14 protein-coding genes are annotated in these 17,214 nt (G+C 45.0%); 6 read left to right on the top strand and 8 right to left on the bottom strand.

What is annotated here, in order from left to right:
* Positions 1-55 precede the first annotated feature (55 nt).
* On the bottom strand, positions 56-1,141 hold the full coding sequence (gene prfA, locus DN068_RS05950) for a peptide chain release factor 1 (protein ID WP_243630125.1): 1,086 nt from the start codon (positions 1,139-1,141) through the stop codon (positions 56-58).
* Between the two features lie 196 nt (positions 1,142-1,337).
* Here prfA and DN068_RS05955 point away from each other — a divergent pair, with 196 nt between their 5' ends.
* Positions 1,338-2,681, top strand: coding sequence for a hypothetical protein (locus DN068_RS05955; RefSeq protein ID WP_123985245.1), 1,344 nt, complete (start codon positions 1,338-1,340; stop codon positions 2,679-2,681).
* A gap of 52 nt (positions 2,682-2,733) precedes the next feature.
* Here the strand turns inward: DN068_RS05955 and infB are convergent, their stop codons facing one another.
* From infB to DN068_RS05970, 3 genes are all read right to left on the bottom strand, one after another.
* Positions 2,734-6,186 carry a translation initiation factor IF-2 gene (gene infB, locus DN068_RS05960; protein WP_110997981.1) on the bottom strand — a complete coding sequence of 1,151 codons (3,453 nt, stop codon included), beginning with the start codon at positions 6,184-6,186 and terminating at the stop codon, positions 2,734-2,736.
* A 154-nt stretch (positions 6,187-6,340) separates the two neighbouring features.
* A complete protein-coding gene (gene nusA / locus DN068_RS05965) occupies positions 6,341-7,588 on the bottom strand; it encodes a transcription termination factor NusA (RefSeq protein ID WP_110997982.1) in 1,248 nt (415 codons plus the stop codon).
* Positions 7,589-7,627: 39 nt separating this feature from the next.
* Positions 7,628-8,083 carry a ribosome maturation factor RimP gene (locus DN068_RS05970; RefSeq protein WP_110997983.1) on the bottom strand — a complete coding sequence of 152 codons (456 nt, stop codon included), beginning with the start codon at positions 8,081-8,083 and terminating at the stop codon, positions 7,628-7,630.
* Positions 8,084-8,250: 167 nt separating this feature from the next.
* Here DN068_RS05970 and DN068_RS05975 point away from each other — a divergent pair, with 167 nt between their 5' ends.
* The 4 genes from DN068_RS05975 (at position 8,251) to DN068_RS05990 (ending at position 12,232) form a co-directional block, all read left to right on the top strand.
* Positions 8,251-8,478 (top strand): hypothetical protein, encoded by a 228-nt coding sequence (locus DN068_RS05975; RefSeq protein WP_110997984.1) that lies wholly within the window; start codon positions 8,251-8,253, stop codon positions 8,476-8,478.
* A gap of 373 nt (positions 8,479-8,851) precedes the next feature.
* Positions 8,852-9,364 carry a T9SS type A sorting domain-containing protein gene (locus DN068_RS05980; protein ID WP_165836297.1) on the top strand — a complete coding sequence of 171 codons (513 nt, stop codon included), beginning with the start codon at positions 8,852-8,854 and terminating at the stop codon, positions 9,362-9,364.
* Between the two features lie 42 nt (positions 9,365-9,406).
* Positions 9,407-10,729, top strand: coding sequence for a tail fiber domain-containing protein (locus DN068_RS05985; RefSeq protein WP_110997986.1), 1,323 nt, complete (start codon positions 9,407-9,409; stop codon positions 10,727-10,729).
* Between the two features lie 477 nt (positions 10,730-11,206).
* Complete coding sequence (locus tag DN068_RS05990) at positions 11,207-12,232, top strand: helix-turn-helix transcriptional regulator (RefSeq protein ID WP_110997987.1); 1,026 nt, start codon at positions 11,207-11,209, stop codon at positions 12,230-12,232.
* A gap of 931 nt (positions 12,233-13,163) precedes the next feature.
* Here DN068_RS05990 and DN068_RS05995 read toward each other — a convergent pair.
* The 4 genes from DN068_RS05995 to DN068_RS06010 all read right to left on the bottom strand — a co-directional run bounded on the left by DN068_RS05995 (position 13,164) and on the right by DN068_RS06010 (position 15,889).
* Complete coding sequence (locus tag DN068_RS05995) at positions 13,164-13,949, bottom strand: hypothetical protein (RefSeq protein WP_110997988.1); 786 nt, start codon at positions 13,947-13,949, stop codon at positions 13,164-13,166.
* Positions 13,950-14,029: 80 nt separating this feature from the next.
* A complete protein-coding gene (locus DN068_RS06000) occupies positions 14,030-14,500 on the bottom strand; it encodes a M15 family metallopeptidase (RefSeq protein ID WP_123985246.1) in 471 nt (156 codons plus the stop codon).
* 787 nt (positions 14,501-15,287) lie between these two features.
* Complete coding sequence (locus DN068_RS06005) at positions 15,288-15,581, bottom strand: hypothetical protein (RefSeq protein ID WP_110997990.1); 294 nt, start codon at positions 15,579-15,581, stop codon at positions 15,288-15,290.
* 14 nt (positions 15,582-15,595) lie between these two features.
* Positions 15,596-15,889, bottom strand: coding sequence for a hypothetical protein (locus DN068_RS06010; RefSeq protein WP_110997991.1), 294 nt, complete (start codon positions 15,887-15,889; stop codon positions 15,596-15,598).
* 133 nt (positions 15,890-16,022) lie between these two features.
* Between DN068_RS06010 and DN068_RS06015 the strand changes: the two genes are divergently transcribed.
* Positions 16,023-16,721, top strand: coding sequence for an SGNH/GDSL hydrolase family protein (locus DN068_RS06015; RefSeq protein ID WP_110997992.1), 699 nt, complete (start codon positions 16,023-16,025; stop codon positions 16,719-16,721).
* Positions 16,722-17,214 lie beyond the last annotated feature (493 nt).

Here is a 17,214-nt window from a genome sequence, read left to right on the forward strand (position 1 = left end):
GAATAATGGATAAATCCTTGTTTTATCAAGGAAAGTTTTGATTAAGTTCAATTGTTTAGCCCACTGTTTCTCCCGCCTGCATTTTCTCCGCATTCTCCGCAAACTGCAGTGCTTCCAGCATCTCCTGAATGTTACCATCCATAAAGTCGTCCAGATTATAGATCGTCATATTGATACGGTGATCTGTAACGCGGCCCTGTGGATAGTTGTAGGTGCGGATCTTAGCAGAACGGTCGCCTGTGCTCACGAGACTCTTACGGCGATGTGCAATTTCTTCTTCGTGTTTGCGAACTTGTTCTTCATATAATTTGGTACGCATCATAGCAGTTGCTTTTTCGCGGTTGCCAAGCTGTGTACGTTCTGTCTGACAGGTAATAACTGTTCCGGTAGGGACGTGGGTAAGAATTACTTTTGTTTCTACCTTGTTTACGTTCTGTCCACCGGCACCACCGCTTCGTGCGGTTTCCATTTTCAGATCACTTTCTTTCAGTTCAAAATCGATCTCTTCTGCTTCCGGCATTACTGCTACAGTTGCTGCAGATGTGTGTACGCGGCCGCTCGCTTCCGTTGCAGGAACACGTTGTACACGGTGTACGCCACTTTCAAACTTCAGTGTGCCATATACATCTTCACCGGTTACTTCCAGCTGTACTTCTTTATAACCACCTACTGTGCCTTCCGTTTCAGACAGCGTAGAGACTTTGAAACCTTTTTTCTCACAATATTTGATATACATGCGCATCAGGTCGCCGGCAAAAAGACTAGCTTCATCGCCGCCGGTGCCGGCACGTACCTCAATGATGGCATTTTTCTCGTCCTGAGGATCTTTGGGAATAAGGAGCTGACGGATTTCGGTCTCCAGTTGTTCTTTCTGAACTTCCTGTTCTTCCAGGTCGGTTTTAGCCATGTCGCGCAGGTCTTCATCGCTTTCATTTGCCAGAACTTCTTTCCCGAAATCGATGCTGTCCAGACATACTCTGTACTTCTTATATGCATCAACGATTTTTTCCAGCTTGCGATATTCGCGGCTGGTTTGGGAAAACTTCTTATTGTCACTTACGATTTCAGGGTTGGTCAGCGCAATGCCTAAATTGTCGAAGCGGCCCTTTATCGCTTCCAGTTTCTCTATTATAGAACTCATGAGTGCTTGCCTCTCTTATTAAAACAGGTGCGAAGTTAGCATTAACCGAGGGACGAACAAAGAATTGAGGAATTTGTATTAAGAATGGCGTTTAAGTTCTCTGCCATTGCCAATGTTTTGTTTTATACTTAATGATAAAAATATGTTTATCTTGATAAATAGACATTTGTTTTATTTGGAATATAATTAGCTTGTTTTGCCTATACGAACGCTATCAGTAGTTGTCATTTTTGCAATTGTTTCTGTTCTCGAGCTTTTTTCGAGCCATGAATGGGTGGATCATAAAGTAGCTGTTTACGATGCTTCGGGATATTATCTCTATCTGCCCGCCGTCTTTATTTATCATGATTTGCCGTCTTTGGAATTTTATCCGGAGGTTAATAGAAAATACAATCTTTCAGATCAGGAATGGTACGGCATCTATAAGCAACCTTCAACAGGCAGGAAACTGAATAAATATCCGGTTGGTGTGGCGCTGGGGGAATTGCCTTTGTTTTTTGTTGCTCATACTGTCTGCTTGTTGAACCACGAATATCCACCCGACGGTTATAGTGTACCTTACCAGTTTTGTATCAGTTTCAGTACGCTCTTCTGGTGCATAATAGGATTATGGTTTACCGGAAAGCTTCTTGCTGCTTTTTTTTCGGAAAATGTTGCCGCCATTACGCTTTTCTTCCTGGCATTTGGCACTAATATTTATGCTTATACTTGTACGAGTTCTGGAATGAGTCATTTATTGGTATTTGCCCAGTTTGCAATCTTGCTTTGGTATTGCTATAAATGGCTACAGACGAGGAGGCCAGCCCATCTCTATATACAAGGCCTCTTACTCGGCTGGATCGCTATCACGCGCCCGGTGGATGTTTTTATAGCTATTATTCCTTTGCTCTGGATGACCGGGACGGCTTTAAAAGAGCAGGATTTTAAACAACAACTCAAAGAAAACTTAAAGTATTTATTAGGTGGCATGCTATGCGGCTTATTCGTTCTACTCCTGCAACTGGGATACTGGAAATATGTAACCGGGCATTGGGTTTACTATTCTTACGAAGGGGAAGGATTTAATTTCGATAAACCACATATAGTAGACGGTTTATTCAGTTATTATAAAGGTTGGTTTGTGTATACGCCGGTTGTACTATTTGCATTATTTGGATTGTTTTTTCTGAATGCGAGGTCAAAAGCTTTGCGGATACCTATTATCATTTATTTGTGTGTCATCATTTACGTGGTCTTCAGCTGGTATTACTGGTCCTATGGCTGGGGATTTGGTTGCAGGGCGCTTATTGAGTCTTTGGTGGTAGTTGCCATTCCATTCGCGGCATTAATAGATAGGATAAAGCGGAGTAGAACGGCGGCGCAAATGTTGGCTTGTATCATTGGTTGTTTGCTGGTGGCGCTTAATATTTTTCAGACTCATCAATATGCATCAAACACTTTACCGGAGGGAATCACAAAGGAATACTACTGGCGGGTATTTTTAAAAATGAATGCAACGGATGAAGATAGGGCTGCGCTGCGCAAAATGCCTGTGAGGTAATAAAAAAAACGGCAGCTTACAGCTGCCGTTCCAATTTTTAAATCCGTTATAATTATAAAGTACGTTTGATTTCCACTTCTTCGTAACCTTCGATGATATCGCCGACACGAACGTCGTTGTAGTTTTTGATAGAAAGACCACATTCGTAACCTGCGCTTACTTCTTTCACGTCGTCTTTGAAACGTTTCAGAGATGCCAGCTCACCGCTGTAGATAACGATACCGTCACGTACCAGGTTGAGTTTCGTATTACGTCCCATTTTACCGTCCAGAACATAACAACCTGCGATGGTTCCTACGCCGCTGATCTTGTAGATTTCGCGTACTTCGATATTAGAAACTGTTTTCTTCTCAACTTTTGGTTCCAGCAAGCCTTCCATCGCGCTCTTGATTTCTTCGATCGCGTCGTAGATGATGGAGTAGGTACGGATCTCGATGTTTTCCTGTTCTGCCAGTCGTCCTGCCTGCAGTGACGGACGAACCTGGAAGCCGAGGATGATCGCGTCGGAAGCTGTTGCCAGCAATACGTCGCTTTCGGTGATCTGACCAACTGCTTTGTGAACCACGTTTACAGCTACCTCTTCAGTAGAAAGTTTCTGCAGTGAGTCACTCAATGCTTCTACAGAACCATCGAAGTCACCTTTGATGATGATCGGCAATTCCTTAAAGTTACCCAGTGCCAGACGACGACCGATTTCGTCGAGTGTGAGGTGTTTACGAGCGCGGATACCTTGTTCACGCATGATTTGCGCACGGTGTGTAGCGATATCTTTTGCTTCGTTTTCGTCTTCGTAAACTTTAAATTTCTCACCCGCCTGTGGTGCACCGTTCAGACCCAGTACCTGTACCGGAGCTGATGGACCTGCTTTGGTAACGCGTTGGCCACGTTCGTTGAACATCGCTTTCACTTTACCGTAGTGCTGACCGCAAGCGATCATATCACCTTGTTCCAGCGTACCGTTTTGTACCAGGATTGTTGCCTGATAACCGCGGCCTTTATCCAGCGAAGCTTCAATTACACTACCCATTGCCACGCGATCCGGGTTTGCTTTGAGATCAAGCAATTCTGCTTCGAGCAATATTTTTTCCAGTAAGAGATCAATGTTCAGACCTTTTTTGGCTGAAATTTCCTGGCTTTGATATTTACCACCCCAGTCTTCAACGAGGATGTTCAATTGTGCCAGTTGTTCTTTGATCTTTTCAGGATTTGCACCTTCTTTATCTATTTTGTTGATCGCAAAGATCATCGGGAGACCGGCAGCCTGAGCGTGCGAGATAGCTTCTTTTGTCTGAGGCATGATCGCATCGTCCGCAGCTACTACGATAACTGCAACGTCGGCAACTTTCGCACCGCGTGCACGCATCGCGGTAAACGCTTCGTGACCTGGCGTATCGAGGAAGGTGATTTTCTTACCTTCTTTAGTAGTTACCTGGTATGCACCGATGTGCTGTGTGATACCGCCTGCTTCACCCGCAACTACGTTTGCACTGCGGATATAATCAAGCAATGATGTTTTACCGTGATCTACGTGACCCATGATCGTAACGATCGGTGCACGTGCAATCTGTTCGCCATCGTCCACGTCTTCTTCCTCAACCATGTCAGATTCCTGCTGCAGGTTGATGAATTCTACTTCGTGGCCGAATTCGTTGGCAACCAGTTCAATTACTTCCGCATCAAGACGCTGGTTAATAGACACCATGATACCGAGGTTCATACACTTGCTGATTACATCCGCAAAGCTTACATCCAGGAGGTTTGCCAGTTCACTTACAGAAATGAACTCAGTTACCTGTATTGCACTGCCTTGTTCTGCGTTTTCAGCTGCGGCGCGTTTTTCAGCCATCATCTCGCGCTTATCGCGACGGTATTTTGACTTCTGGTTTTTACCACGTCCGCCACCGCCGGCCAGTTTGGCCTGGGTTTCCTGTATTTTACGTTGAATTTGTTTTTCGTCAATTTCCTGAGGTGGAGTATTGCTACGATTATCACCTTGTCCGTGACGCTGGAATCCACCGCCGCGACGGTCATTACCGCCACCACGATTTTGTCCGTGTCCGCCACCCTGGTTATTGCCGCGGTTGTATCCGCCACCGCCTTGACCTTGCTGGCCGCCGCGGTTGTTGTTGTTGTTGTTATTATTATTACGGTTGTCGCCGCCACCACGGTTTGGTCCACCATGTCCGCCGCCTTGTTGGTTGCGGTCGCCACGATGTTGTCCACCCTGACCTCCACCTTGCTGGTTGCGATCGCCGCGGTGTTGACCGCCTTGTCCGCCACCCTGACCTTGTTGGTCTGGTTTGAATGTTTCAGGTTTTTTCTGAACCGGGATACGTTTTCTGTTACGTTTCTCGTTGTTTTTATCATTGTTCGATTTGGAACTGCCGGTATTTGCAACAGGCAATTCAATCTTACCAATGATTTTTGGGCCTTCCAGTCTTGGCGCTCTCATTTCGATATGCTCAGGCTTCGGTGCTTCTTCCTGAACGGGAGGTGCAGGTGGAGGCGTTACCGGAGGTGCTGGTTTCTCTACTTTTGGCGTTACTGGCGCAGCAGGTTTTTCTGCTTTCGGCGCTTCCTGCGGTTTCGGTGCAGGCGCTTCCTCTTTTTTCGGAGTTTCCACTACCGGAGGTTGTGGTGCTGGTTTTTCTTCTTTCACTGGAGCTTGCGCTACTGGTTCTTGTTTTTCCTCTTTTACCTCTTTTACCGGTTCCGGAGTAGCAGGTGCTTCTGCTTTTTTCTTCGCCGGTGGCGGAGGTGTGGCACCTTTTTTAGGACGGGATGAAAGATTCAGTTCGTCCAGGTTTATTTTACCCAAAATATTCGGTCCTTCCAGTTTCGGCGCTTTCACGTCGATATGCTGTTGTTCCGGAGCTTCTTCGGCTACAGGCGGTGCTGGTGGCACTGGCGCTGGTTTTTCTGCCGGAGTTTCTTCTTTTGGTTTTGGTGTAACAATTTCTTTTGGTGTTTCTGGCTGTTGCGCTACTGGCTCAGGTTTTACCTCTACTGTAACCTTTGGCTCTTCTTTAACGGGAGTTTCCGGTTTGGTTTCCGCAACTGGTTCCGGTTTTGGCGCTGGTGCCGGTTGTGGTTCTGGCGTAGGTGCAACAACTTCTGCAGCCTCTTCTTTCGCCGGAGGTGTTACTACTTCCGGTTCTTTGGCCTTTTCTTCTTTTTTCTTTTCTGTTGCTGCCGGAGCTGGTGTTTCCGGCTCGTCCCCTTTCTTATCTCTTACCGCAAGATCAAGTTCCTCTTTAGATTTTTTAAGATTATCAAGCAAAGAGCCTTTAGGCAAAGCGATCTCTTCGCTCTTGCGTTTAGCGAGTTTGTCTTGAGCAAACTCTGCCTGCAAAGCGTCGTACATCACCTCGGTGAGCTTTGTGTTAGGATTGCTTGCATTAATCTCAAAGCCCTTACCAGTCAGAAACTCTACGAGTGTTTCTTTACCGATGTTAAATTCCTTGGCTGCTGCCAGTAATCTTGGGGTTTTCGTTGCTGTTGCCATTCGAAAATTTAGTCAAAAAATAATCGCTACAGGTACGTGTCCTAAGCCATTTTATAACGTACAAACCTACATCATTTTCATGAGATTGGCTTTAGTTTCTGTATCTATAGCTTGTTTTAAGTGCCCCGTTCTTGTTTTTCGGGACACTGTAATCTTATTCTTCATTGAATTCTGCCTGAAGGACAGCCCGTACTTCCTGAATTGTTTCTTTTTCAAGATCGGTACGGCGTTCCAGTTCCTCTGCAGAAAGTTCCAATACACTCAGTGCGGTATCACAACCGATACGTTTGAATTCTTCTATGATCCACGGTTCAATTTCGTCACTGAATTCGCTCAGGTCAATGTCGTATTCTACTTCAGATTCCTGAACATCACGATACACATCAATGCCGAAGCCGGTAAGTTCTTGTGCCAGTTTAATGTTGACACCTTTTTTACCGATGGCCAGTGATACCTGGTCTGGTTCGAGGTACACATCTGCGTGGCTACCTTCAGTATCCAGCTCAATACGGTTGATTTTTGCAGGCGTAAGCGAGCGTTGAATCAACAGTTGGCTGTTGGCTGTAAAGTTGATGATATCGATGTTTTCATTGCGCAGCTCACGAACGATACCGTGAATACGGCTACCTTTCATACCTACGCACGCGCCCACCGGATCAATACGGTCATCATAGCTTTCTACAGCTACTTTAGCGCGCTCACCCGGTTCACGAACGATTTTTCTGATCACGATCAGACCGTCCATGATTTCAGGTACTTCAATTTCCAGCAGTTTCTCAAGGAAAGAAGAGTGTGTACGGCTCAATACGATGATTGGTGTATTGTTACGCATCTCTACTTTCTTTACAACTGCACGTACGCCTTCTCCTTTTTTGAAGAAGTCTGTAGGAATCTGCTCTGATTTCGGAAGGATCAACTCGTTTCCTTCGTCATCAAGTAACAGAATTTCTTTTTTCCATATCTGGTACACTTCGCCGCTGATGATTTCACCAACGCGCTCTGCGTATTTTTTAAGAAGGTTGTTCTTTTTCAGATCGCCGATACGTGCAGCCAGTGTTTGTTTGGCAGCAAGAATCGCACGACGGCCGAAATCGATCACATTGATCTCTTCATAAACTTCCTCGCCGACGCTATAATCCGGCTCAATTTTTACCGCTTCTGCGTATTCAATTTCCAGATTGTCATCTTCAGAGAATCCATCCTCTACAATGATACGACGGCGGAAAATTTCAAGGTCACCTGTCTGGTCGTTTACAATTACGTCGAAGTTTTCGTCTGTACCGTATTTTTTACGGAGCAGTGTCTTGAACACATCTTCGATTACCTTCATGAGGGTGGGACGATCGATGTTTTCTGCATCTTTAAACTCCTGAAACGACTCGATTAGATTGATACTTGACATGGTCTATCGATTTTTGAAAAACCGGTTTTATCCGGGGTATTAAAAAATTATTTGTACAACGGTTGATTTGATATCAGAAAATGGAATTTCCACAATCTGCGTCTCTTTTTTCTTAGGAATTTTTACTTCCAGCACTATTTTCTCTTCGCTTACTTCCTTCAAAACTCCAGTTTGTTCGGCGTTTTCGTTATTGGTTACCAATACAGTGCGGCCCACATTCTTTTTATACTGGCGCCATGAGCCCAATGGTTCATCTACGCCCGGGCTGGAAACCTCGAGTGAAAAATCGCCGTCAGGAAACATGCCTGATTCTTCTATGAGATGGTAAAGTTTGCGGTTTACTCTTACGCTTTTATCTACAGATAAACCGGTATCGGAATCAAGGAACAGTTTTATATTATTGGTGGGTTTAATCTTGATGTTGACAATAAAAATGTCGGTTCCTTCGAGTAACGGCTCTGTAAAAGCTTTTATTTTTTCTAATGTATCTGACATAGGCAAAAAACAAGGGGACCACCTTGTGTCCCCTTCGAATGAATTATTTCCTTTGCGAAAGTACAATAAAACTTTCTATTAAAACAAAAAATTACCAAAAGCGTTCTCTATACGTTATTATATTTTTATTAACGTATGGCTGACGCCTCTTTTGTACCTTTGATGCCATGTTGCGAATGATTGTATATACGCTCGGATTTATTTTACTGTACAGGCTGATTGTAAATTTCATCCTGCCTGTATTCCGGATGACTAAACTGGCAAATGAGCGCGTGCGCCAAATGCAGGATCAGATGAACAATATGCAGCAATCTAACCAATATAATAATAACCACCATCAGGCTTCACAGCGTATTAAGGAAGGTGATTATATTGATTATGAAGAAGTAAAATAGATTTCAATAGCGTTACGAACTTTTAGCCTCCACGATTGTGGGGGCTTTTTTGTTTAACGTGTTGTCTGTCACTGTCGGGCTTCCTGCGTTATGCAGGCTAGCTGGCGTGCTAAACATTTTTAGTTTGAGGCTTTCAGCTCTTCGCTTTTCACCTTCGTGCGGACCAAGTATTTAATATCATTGATTTTTCCAGAAAGCTAAACGGTTGATAGTTAGTACTGCGCCTGTTTGTCTGCTCGAATTTCCCCAGTTCTGATTCGTTAAATAACGTATTAAAATAATTAATTAGAAGCTCTTATGTCTGTTCATTTGCATTAACCCTATTCCCCGATTAAATCTAACCCGATTGTTTAATTGTAAATGAATCATGCTTATGAAAAAAGTCTATTATTTATCATTCCTGCTTTTAGCGACCGGTTTTACCGCGAGAGGCCAGGGTGTCGGTCCGTCTGTGCTAAACAGTGCAGGTGGTGACGGTACCGCCGGCGGTAATTCTTTTAGTTGGTCGATGGGTGAAATGGCATTGGTAAGTACGGTAAGCAACAGTAATCTCGTAATTACACAAGGTGTGTTGCAACCATCGGAACAACCGACTGGTATTCGCCAAAACTCATTGCCCGTTGATGCGCTGCACGTTTTTCCCAATCCCACTTCCGATCTGCTCTACATTCAGCCGAGTTTAAATGGCGCTGCAAAACTGGAGTACACGTTAATGGATATTACGGGCAGGGTAATTTTTAATCAAAGCACCGACCTCCCCGGCGGAAATGAAAAGCAAACCATCAATCTGAGTGCACTTGCCAACGGGCATTATGCATTGCATGTAAATGTGCACCTGCAGCAACAGGATTATCAGGCGGTTTATAAAATCGAAAAACTGCAGTAGCATAAACCCACATCAAATCTTTAATCGTTTAAAAGCTAAATCATGAAAAAATATACATTTTACCTACTCGTTGTTTTGTTCGCCTGCCTCACGAAAGATGCATGGGCGCAACCTGGAATCATCAATTATCAAGGTATTGCCCGTAATGCGAGCGGCCAGCCACTGGCCAACCAGGCGCTGGGGCTGCGTATTTCCATCATGTCAGATTCTTCTGCCGCCGCAACTGAATTGTATAAAGAAACCGAAACGGTTACTACTAATGGATACGGCCTGTTTAATGTGTTGATCGGATCTGGTACACCTGTTGTCGGTTCGATGGGCAGTGTGGGCTGGTTGTCCGGAAGCCGCGCTGTAAAAGTGGAAATAGACCCTGCCGGTGGTACTGCCTATACACAGATCGGTGGACTGGCGCCGCTGGCCTCTGTTCCATACGCGTGGGGAGCTAACTCTGTTTTGTCTACCAGCAGCGGTGGACAAGGTTTGATTGGTACAGGTTCTTCCAGCTTGTGGTGGGGTTTTTACGAAGGTGGTAACTATAGAGGTTATCTCGGTAGCTATTCCGGCAAAAACGAAGATGTGGATTTCGGTACTGGCGCCAGCAATACAGTTGGTAATTTGAATTTTACCATACAGGCAGTGCCTAAAATGACGATCGATTCTATTGGCCGTGTAGGTATTGGTACGCTTCACCCGATGACAAACCTGCAGGTAACTTCTGCCGCAAATGACATTATCAATATTGGCAACATGAATGGCTGGACGGGTTTTGGCCTTGCCAATACAGCTACTGGTCCGTACAATGTAATTGCAAATGGCGGTACTTATCTGAGCTTCCTGTATTACAGCGCACCGACTACAAGCATCTCTGCTACCAACTCAAAAATGCTGATGGATGGAACGACCAATACATTCCGTCCAACGAACGATAATGTAATGTCGCTCGGTGCGAATGGCTCCCGCTGGACAGCTGTCTGGGCTGCTAATGGTACTATTCAAACATCAGACGAACGTTATAAAACAAACATCCAGCCATTGCAGGCGGGTCTGAATATGATTATGCAGCTGCGGCCTATTTCTTATAACTGGAAAAACGAAAACCTGCGTCTGGGTACAGGCGTGAACTATGGTTTCTCAGCACAGGAGCTAAATACTACTGCACCAGATCTGGTTATTCACAGCACTACGCAGGTAGATAAAGAAACCGGCAAGCTCACTGCCGAATATGCGGATGCCTATGGTGTGAAATATGCAGAGTTTACGCCAGTGTTGGTAAAAGCCATCCAGGAGCAGCAGGAAATGATTAAAGTACTGCAGCAAAAAGTAGCCGATCTTGAAGCGCAAATGAAGCAGAACGATAAAAAATAATTTTCAGTCAAGCTTTGGCTTGTTGTGGAATGATTCCGGACTTCCGGCTGGTGATAAAAAGATCATCAGTCGGAAGTTCTCTTATATGGCTATTATCGAATGAAAAACAGCCTTAAAGAAATGATAACGGTTGAAATATTTCCGTAATCGGCACAATATAGCGGGGTGCTGGTCGTTTTAATATCTGTCTGGCAAAATGGCCTGCCCCTGAAACCCAATGGCTGCAATGTGCAGCCATTTTTTGTATTTATTCATATCATTGTTTTTGAGGAATTTGCGTGTTGTTGTGTTGCTTGGTGTATTTGTTTATTTGTTTGATTATTAGTTATTTGCATTTGGTTTTTTGGGTAGTTTCCCGGTGCATAAAAAGCCTTTGCTTGCAAATAGGATGCAAGAGTAAAGGGTTGTTTTGCCCTGAGGAGCATGATACCAGATCATCTCTAAAAACAATTATTTTAGCCACAACGTTTGAATCTTATGCCTGTAAATAAAGCAGCCCGGTACCGGTTTGAAATTATAGATGAATGTCTGCGGAACACCAAGAAAAAATGGTCTAAAGCAGAACTTTTACGATTTGTAAATCGTCGGCTGGAGCTGCATATGGGTAGTGAAACACATGTATCGGCGAGCCAGCTGCGTTATGATCTGGAAAGTATGCAATCGGAATATGGTGCGCCGGTAGAGATGTATAAAGTGGGCCGTAGTTTTTATTACCGCTATGAAGATCCTGAGTTTTCCATCAAGTCAATTCCGGTTGAAGAAGAAGACCTGGTGAAGTTGAATAATGCAGTGCAACTACTACAACAGATCAAAGGTTTTACAATTGCTGATGAGATTGCGGAGATTGTGAGCCGTCTGGAAAGCCGGTATAAATACAGCAGCAATAATGAGACGCCGGTGATTGCATTTGAGAGTTCGCCGGAAATGCAGGGCGTGGAAAACCTCGAAGATATTTACCACGCCATCATTCGCAAGAATGTTTTAAAGATCAGTTATCAAACCTTCCGTGCGCAGGAGCCTCGTGTATGGCATATCCATCCATACCTGCTGAAAGAGTATGGGCATCGTTGGTATTTACTTGGCTATACAGAAGAGAAAGAGACGATCGGCATTTTTGCGCTCGACCGGATGAAGGATATCAAGATTGCCCGTCATGAATTTATTCCCAACAGTTTTGTGAATGCGGCGGATTATTTCCGCGATGTAATTGGTGTTACGATTCTGCGCGATCAGAAGATAGAATCTGTGTTGTTGCGTTTCTCTAATACCATTGCGCCTTATATCAAAACCAAACCACTGCATCGCTCGCAGCAGATATTGCAACAGCATGAAGATGGTAGTGTGGATGTGCAGATTGATGTGGTGCTGAATCCGGAGCTGACGAGTATGATGATGAGTTATGGCAAGAATGTAAAAGTGCTGCAACCGGAGCGCCTGGCGGAAGAGATAAAAAGAGAGGCAAGCTCTTTGCTGGAGAACTACGGTTTAAAGTCTGACGCCTAAGGGTTTTCTATACTTACGCTCGCTCAAAAAAGTAAAGTTTTTTCTCGCGACGGCACAACGACACGCGTTTATCATACCGAAAGAGGGATCCCGCGTTATGTGTCTTGCATTTCGCGGGATGTCTTCTGCCGTCGACATGACATTGTGGTTACTTATTTGTACTCCCGCGTTTGTCATGATGAGCGGAGACGAATCATTGTGAGGTGGCCCTTCGACTCCGCTCAGGGTGACACTTATTTTCTATAATACAATTGGTTTATTCGTGCTGTCATCCCGATGAAAGAGGGATCCTGCTTAATGTGGGTCTTGCATTTCGCGGGATGTCTCCTGCCGTCGATATGACATTGTGGTTACTTATTTGTACTCCCGCGTTTGTCATGATGAGAAAGAACGGCGAATCATTGTGAGGTGACCCTTCGACTCCGCTCAGGGTGACACTTATTTTCTATAATACAATTGATTTACTCGTGCTGTCATTCTGATGAAAGAGGGATCCCGCGTTGTGGGTCCTGCATTCCGCGGGATGTCTCCTGCCGTCGATATGACATTGTGGTTACTTATTTCTACTCGTGTGTTTGTCATGATGAGAAAGAACGGCGAATCATTGTGAGGTGACCCTTCGACTCCGATCAGGGTGACACTTATTTTCTATAATACAATTGATTTACTCGTGCTGTCATTCCGATGAAAGAGGGATCCCGCGTTATGTGTGTCTTGCATTCCGCGGGATGTCTCCTGCCGTCGATATGGCATTGTGGTTACTTATTTCTGCTCGTGCGTTTGTCATGATGAGCGGAGACGAATCATTGTGTGGTGGCCCTTCGACTCCGTTCAGGGTGACACTTATTTTCTGTAACTCATGTAGTTTACTAGTGCATGGTTATTAAAAAAACGGCGATCCTATTTGGATCGCCTGTTTTTTTGACCGCAATTACATCGGCAGCATGCCGCTGAACTGCAGCGCATGATCGCGCAGGGGTAGCACGAGTCTGCTGGTTGTGGTGCCGGAAGTAGCGGCTGGCTGTTCGCGGTTACGGTCGCGGATGACCAGCTCAAAATTGAAGTCTACATTCTTGGTAGCGGCGGCGATGGGCGTGATACCCAGCTTGTCCCAGTCGCCATGCAGGCGGGTGTAGCTGTTGACTACGGTGCCAATGGGCTTGTCGTCGACTTTGCCCAGATACTGGCCTACAATATTTGCAATCTGCATGGAGATATTGGTGACGGCCGCAAACGATGCGGTGTCTGCCACTACCGAAGAAAGTTTATCCACCAGCGATTTGTATTCCGCATCGTCTTTTACGTGCGTCATGATGTCGCCGGTTTCACGAAGGCTCTCTTTGCTTTTAATAACAGAGCACATCGTGTGCAATTGATTGGGAGCCTGGCTGGCGCCGTCTTTGTCCTCCCAATAAAAAATACTCTTGTTTACGGGCAGGAATTCATTTTTCCCGATACGGGGAAAAGCATTGAGATCCATAAGACCGGTGAGCTGGTTGGCTACATCGCTTATGACTATGGTGAGACAATAAAGTTTTGCATAGCCTGGAAATGGCCAGATGCGCAAGGTGCGATTATCGCGGATAAATGGCGGCAACATTCTCAGCTCAATGCCGGACACATCTACCGACGATGGTACCACACTCAATGCGCCGGCTTTGAGCTGGCTGTCGGTTTGGATTTGGGAGGTTTCTTCGTCTAAGAAATCTACTGACATAGTGATTGTTTTTGTTTTTTCTTGGTGATAAAATCGGGTTCTACGCCTGCTTATGCAGGCTTTCTTCATTTGCTTTCATCTCAACCGTTAACTAATGCAAAATGCATCGGGTCTTTACGGCCTACCCAGTTTTGTCCGCAGAAAATGCCATTTACCAGCATTGTTTCCAGGAATGCCTGCGACCATTTGCCTGCCGTTCCCAGCGGGTTTTCGGGAGCATTCATATCGATGGCTGCGCCCCAGCTGTGCACGGAAAGTGCGCTGTTGCTGCCACGTACGTAGCGGATGTTAAAGGCGCCATCAAACGATTTGATTTCATGATGTAGCCCTTTTGCTTCCAGCTCGTGAAAAGCGGCGGTGAGCTTCGGTTTAAAATCTTTGTGGATGTAGATGGCGGCCGCCGGAAACCAGGAGAATTCTTTCCTGATTTCCCAACGAGTCATCCATTTGTTTTCCCATCCCTGTGTGCGCGGATCGCCATAACGGCCATAGAGCAGGCGTTGTGCGTTTCCTGAAAATGCAGCGGAGGTATTGATAGGGTTTGTGTTCATAGCGGGTTTAATTTTATTGATCGTTAAAACTGACAGGGTTTTCAAGGGCTGTTTTTGCTTTCGTGAAATGGGGCAGCACAGGGATTACAGGTTACAATGTCATTCGTGAAAGGGTTTATAAAGGGTTTACAGGTGTTGGGTTTACAGTGTTTTCGTGATTGGTTGTTTATAGGTTTTGTTGAGCACTGTCAACTGTTATCGTTTTCATGATGTAAAGAAACAACAGGTGTGTGCAGTGTATTTGCAAGTTTTTTTGATAGTTGATAGTTACTCGTGTTTGTTATGCTGAGCGTTTGTTTAATAGTGCCACTGGCGTTGAAGCGTGCGACGCAAGGGAGCTTAATCAGGGCGTTTATGCTGGTTGCAAAAAGGGTATCAGAATATGTCTGCTTCGACTCCGCTCAGCATGACAAAGAGATCGCGAAATCAGGTTGCCACTTCGTCGTTCCTCCTCATCGCAATGACCATGTTTTTATATAGGCCAGGATGTGCGTGCTTCGACTCCGCTCAGCATGACAAAAGAGTTCCGCGAAATCAGGTTACCACTTCGTCGTTCCTCATCGCAATGATCTTGTTTTTATATAGGCCAGGATGTGCGTGCTTCGACCCGCTCAGCATGACAAAGAGTTCGCGAAATCAGGTTACCACTTCGTCGTTCCTCATCGCAATGATCTTGTTTTTATATAGGCCAGGATGTGCGTGCTTCGACCCGCTCAGCATGACAAAGAGTTCGCGAAATCAGGTTGCTACTTCGTCGTTTCTCCTCCTTTGGAGGAGCTAGAGGAGGCTAATTGTTGACCGTCCATTGTTTCTCTATCCGTTCGCTGAGATTATTGATGGCCTCTGTGAGGCGGGCATTGGTATCGCACTGACGGGCGATGGCTTCAATGTTTTGTTTTTCTACTGCAAACTGTCGATTAAAGATCTCTTCAAACTTTTTGTCGCTCTCTTTCTTGTCCGCTTCGCGCATGCGCTGTACCTGTTTCAGTTCTTTCATAAAATAATTGAGAAATAAAACCAGCACGGTGACGATCGTTAAATTTTCAGCAAGACCGCTGAGTACATCTGTATTCGTATTCATAGGCGGCTGCGGGTTTAAAACGGTGCGTCATTCTCTGTGTTGGATGAATTGCCCGACTTGCCGACCGATGCTGCTTTAGGCAGAAACGACATGCCGGTAACCGTGCTGATGATAATGAGCAACTGATCTGCGGCCGCTGTGAGCACATCTTTGGTAGCCTGATTAATAGCGAACAGGTTTTGCGATACCAGGAAATTTCCGGTGACGATTAATACGCCGAGTGCAATCATAGCTATGCGCAGCTTAATGAAGAATGCGGGTGAGCTGGTCTTCAGACGTTGAAAGAACTCGATGATAAATGACTTCATAGATTTGAGGGTTTAGGTTAATTAATAAACCAAAATTAAGGTCTGATGTTGCAGTGTATCTGCACGCTGAAAGAGGCTGAGGGTAGGGGATTGGTTGTGAATTATTCATAAATTAGCCGCTGCATTATCTGTTATGAAAAGAACGTTTTCCGCTTTATTACTGCTGGCTTGTTGTTTGGGGTTGCTGCTGTATGGCTGCAGAAAAAGTGCGCCGGTGCCGGGTCCGGGAAGCTTTGAGTACCGGTATAATGTGTTTTACAAGGATGGCATCAAATACTTTCATGAGTTTGCACACCCAAGTAATATTGTAATGCTGGGCACTTCGCTTACTTACTATGGCGACTGGTGTACGATGCTGCGACGTGCAGATGTGATGGCGCAGGGGATACAGGGCGATAATTCTTTTGGGTTTAAACATCGGATGAATCTGGTGTTTGATGTGCATCCTAGAATATGCTTTGTAGAAGTGGGGGCGAATGATGCGCGCAATGTATCGGCTACTACTTTTTATCTGGTGCGCAATAATATTAATGGCATCATCAACACACTGAAAGCGAAAGATGTGGTGCCGGTGCTTACAACTATTCCATACGGTATCAGCAATAGCGACAAACGGCGGATGTATAATACGAAGGTGTACATCATGAATGAACTGATCCGCGATATTGCGGCGCAGCAACGTATAAAGCTGATAGACCTGAATAAGATGTGTGCTGAGGGCCTGTCTTTAAAACCTGAATATGCATCGTGGGACGGAGGACATCTTTCTGCGAAAGGATTCAGACTTTGGGTGGATGCGGTGCAGGATTTGCTGTGGGAATATAAAATCTAAGTCAAAATTCAAAAGTCAAAACCTCAAAGTTTTTCGTGGTGTTGTAGAGACGTAGCATGCTACGTCTCTACGTGATGTGTGCGGTTGCTATTTATCAATTCGCAGTCATCTTAAAATACAGACATTCCAGCAGCACACCAATGCCAAACAAAAGCGCTGTTGCGAGTATTCTTTCCCAGCGGTTCAATTTCCTTAATCGTTTACGCAATAAGAATCAAAGCACAAGGTAGATGATCAGACAGGGTGCAACGGCGAGGATAGCTAAGGCAAATAGTCCGCTGTTATTGAATTCCTGTGCAAGAAGAAGCATTAGTGTTTTGTTTATCAGTATTTCAGGCCGTTTGTGCTAATTTATAAGTGGCACGTTGCTTGTGTCGCGTGCAAATTGCCGTCTTCAATTTCTCATAAAATTAACTTTTTTTGGAACCGATGTCTGCCGGCTTTATTTGGGCGAAATGTAGCGTGGCGGCGAATCAGACGCTGATTTTTGTAA

It is taken from the genome of Taibaiella soli, assembly GCF_003236175.1.
Classification (GTDB): domain Bacteria; phylum Bacteroidota; class Bacteroidia; order Chitinophagales; family Chitinophagaceae; genus QKTW01.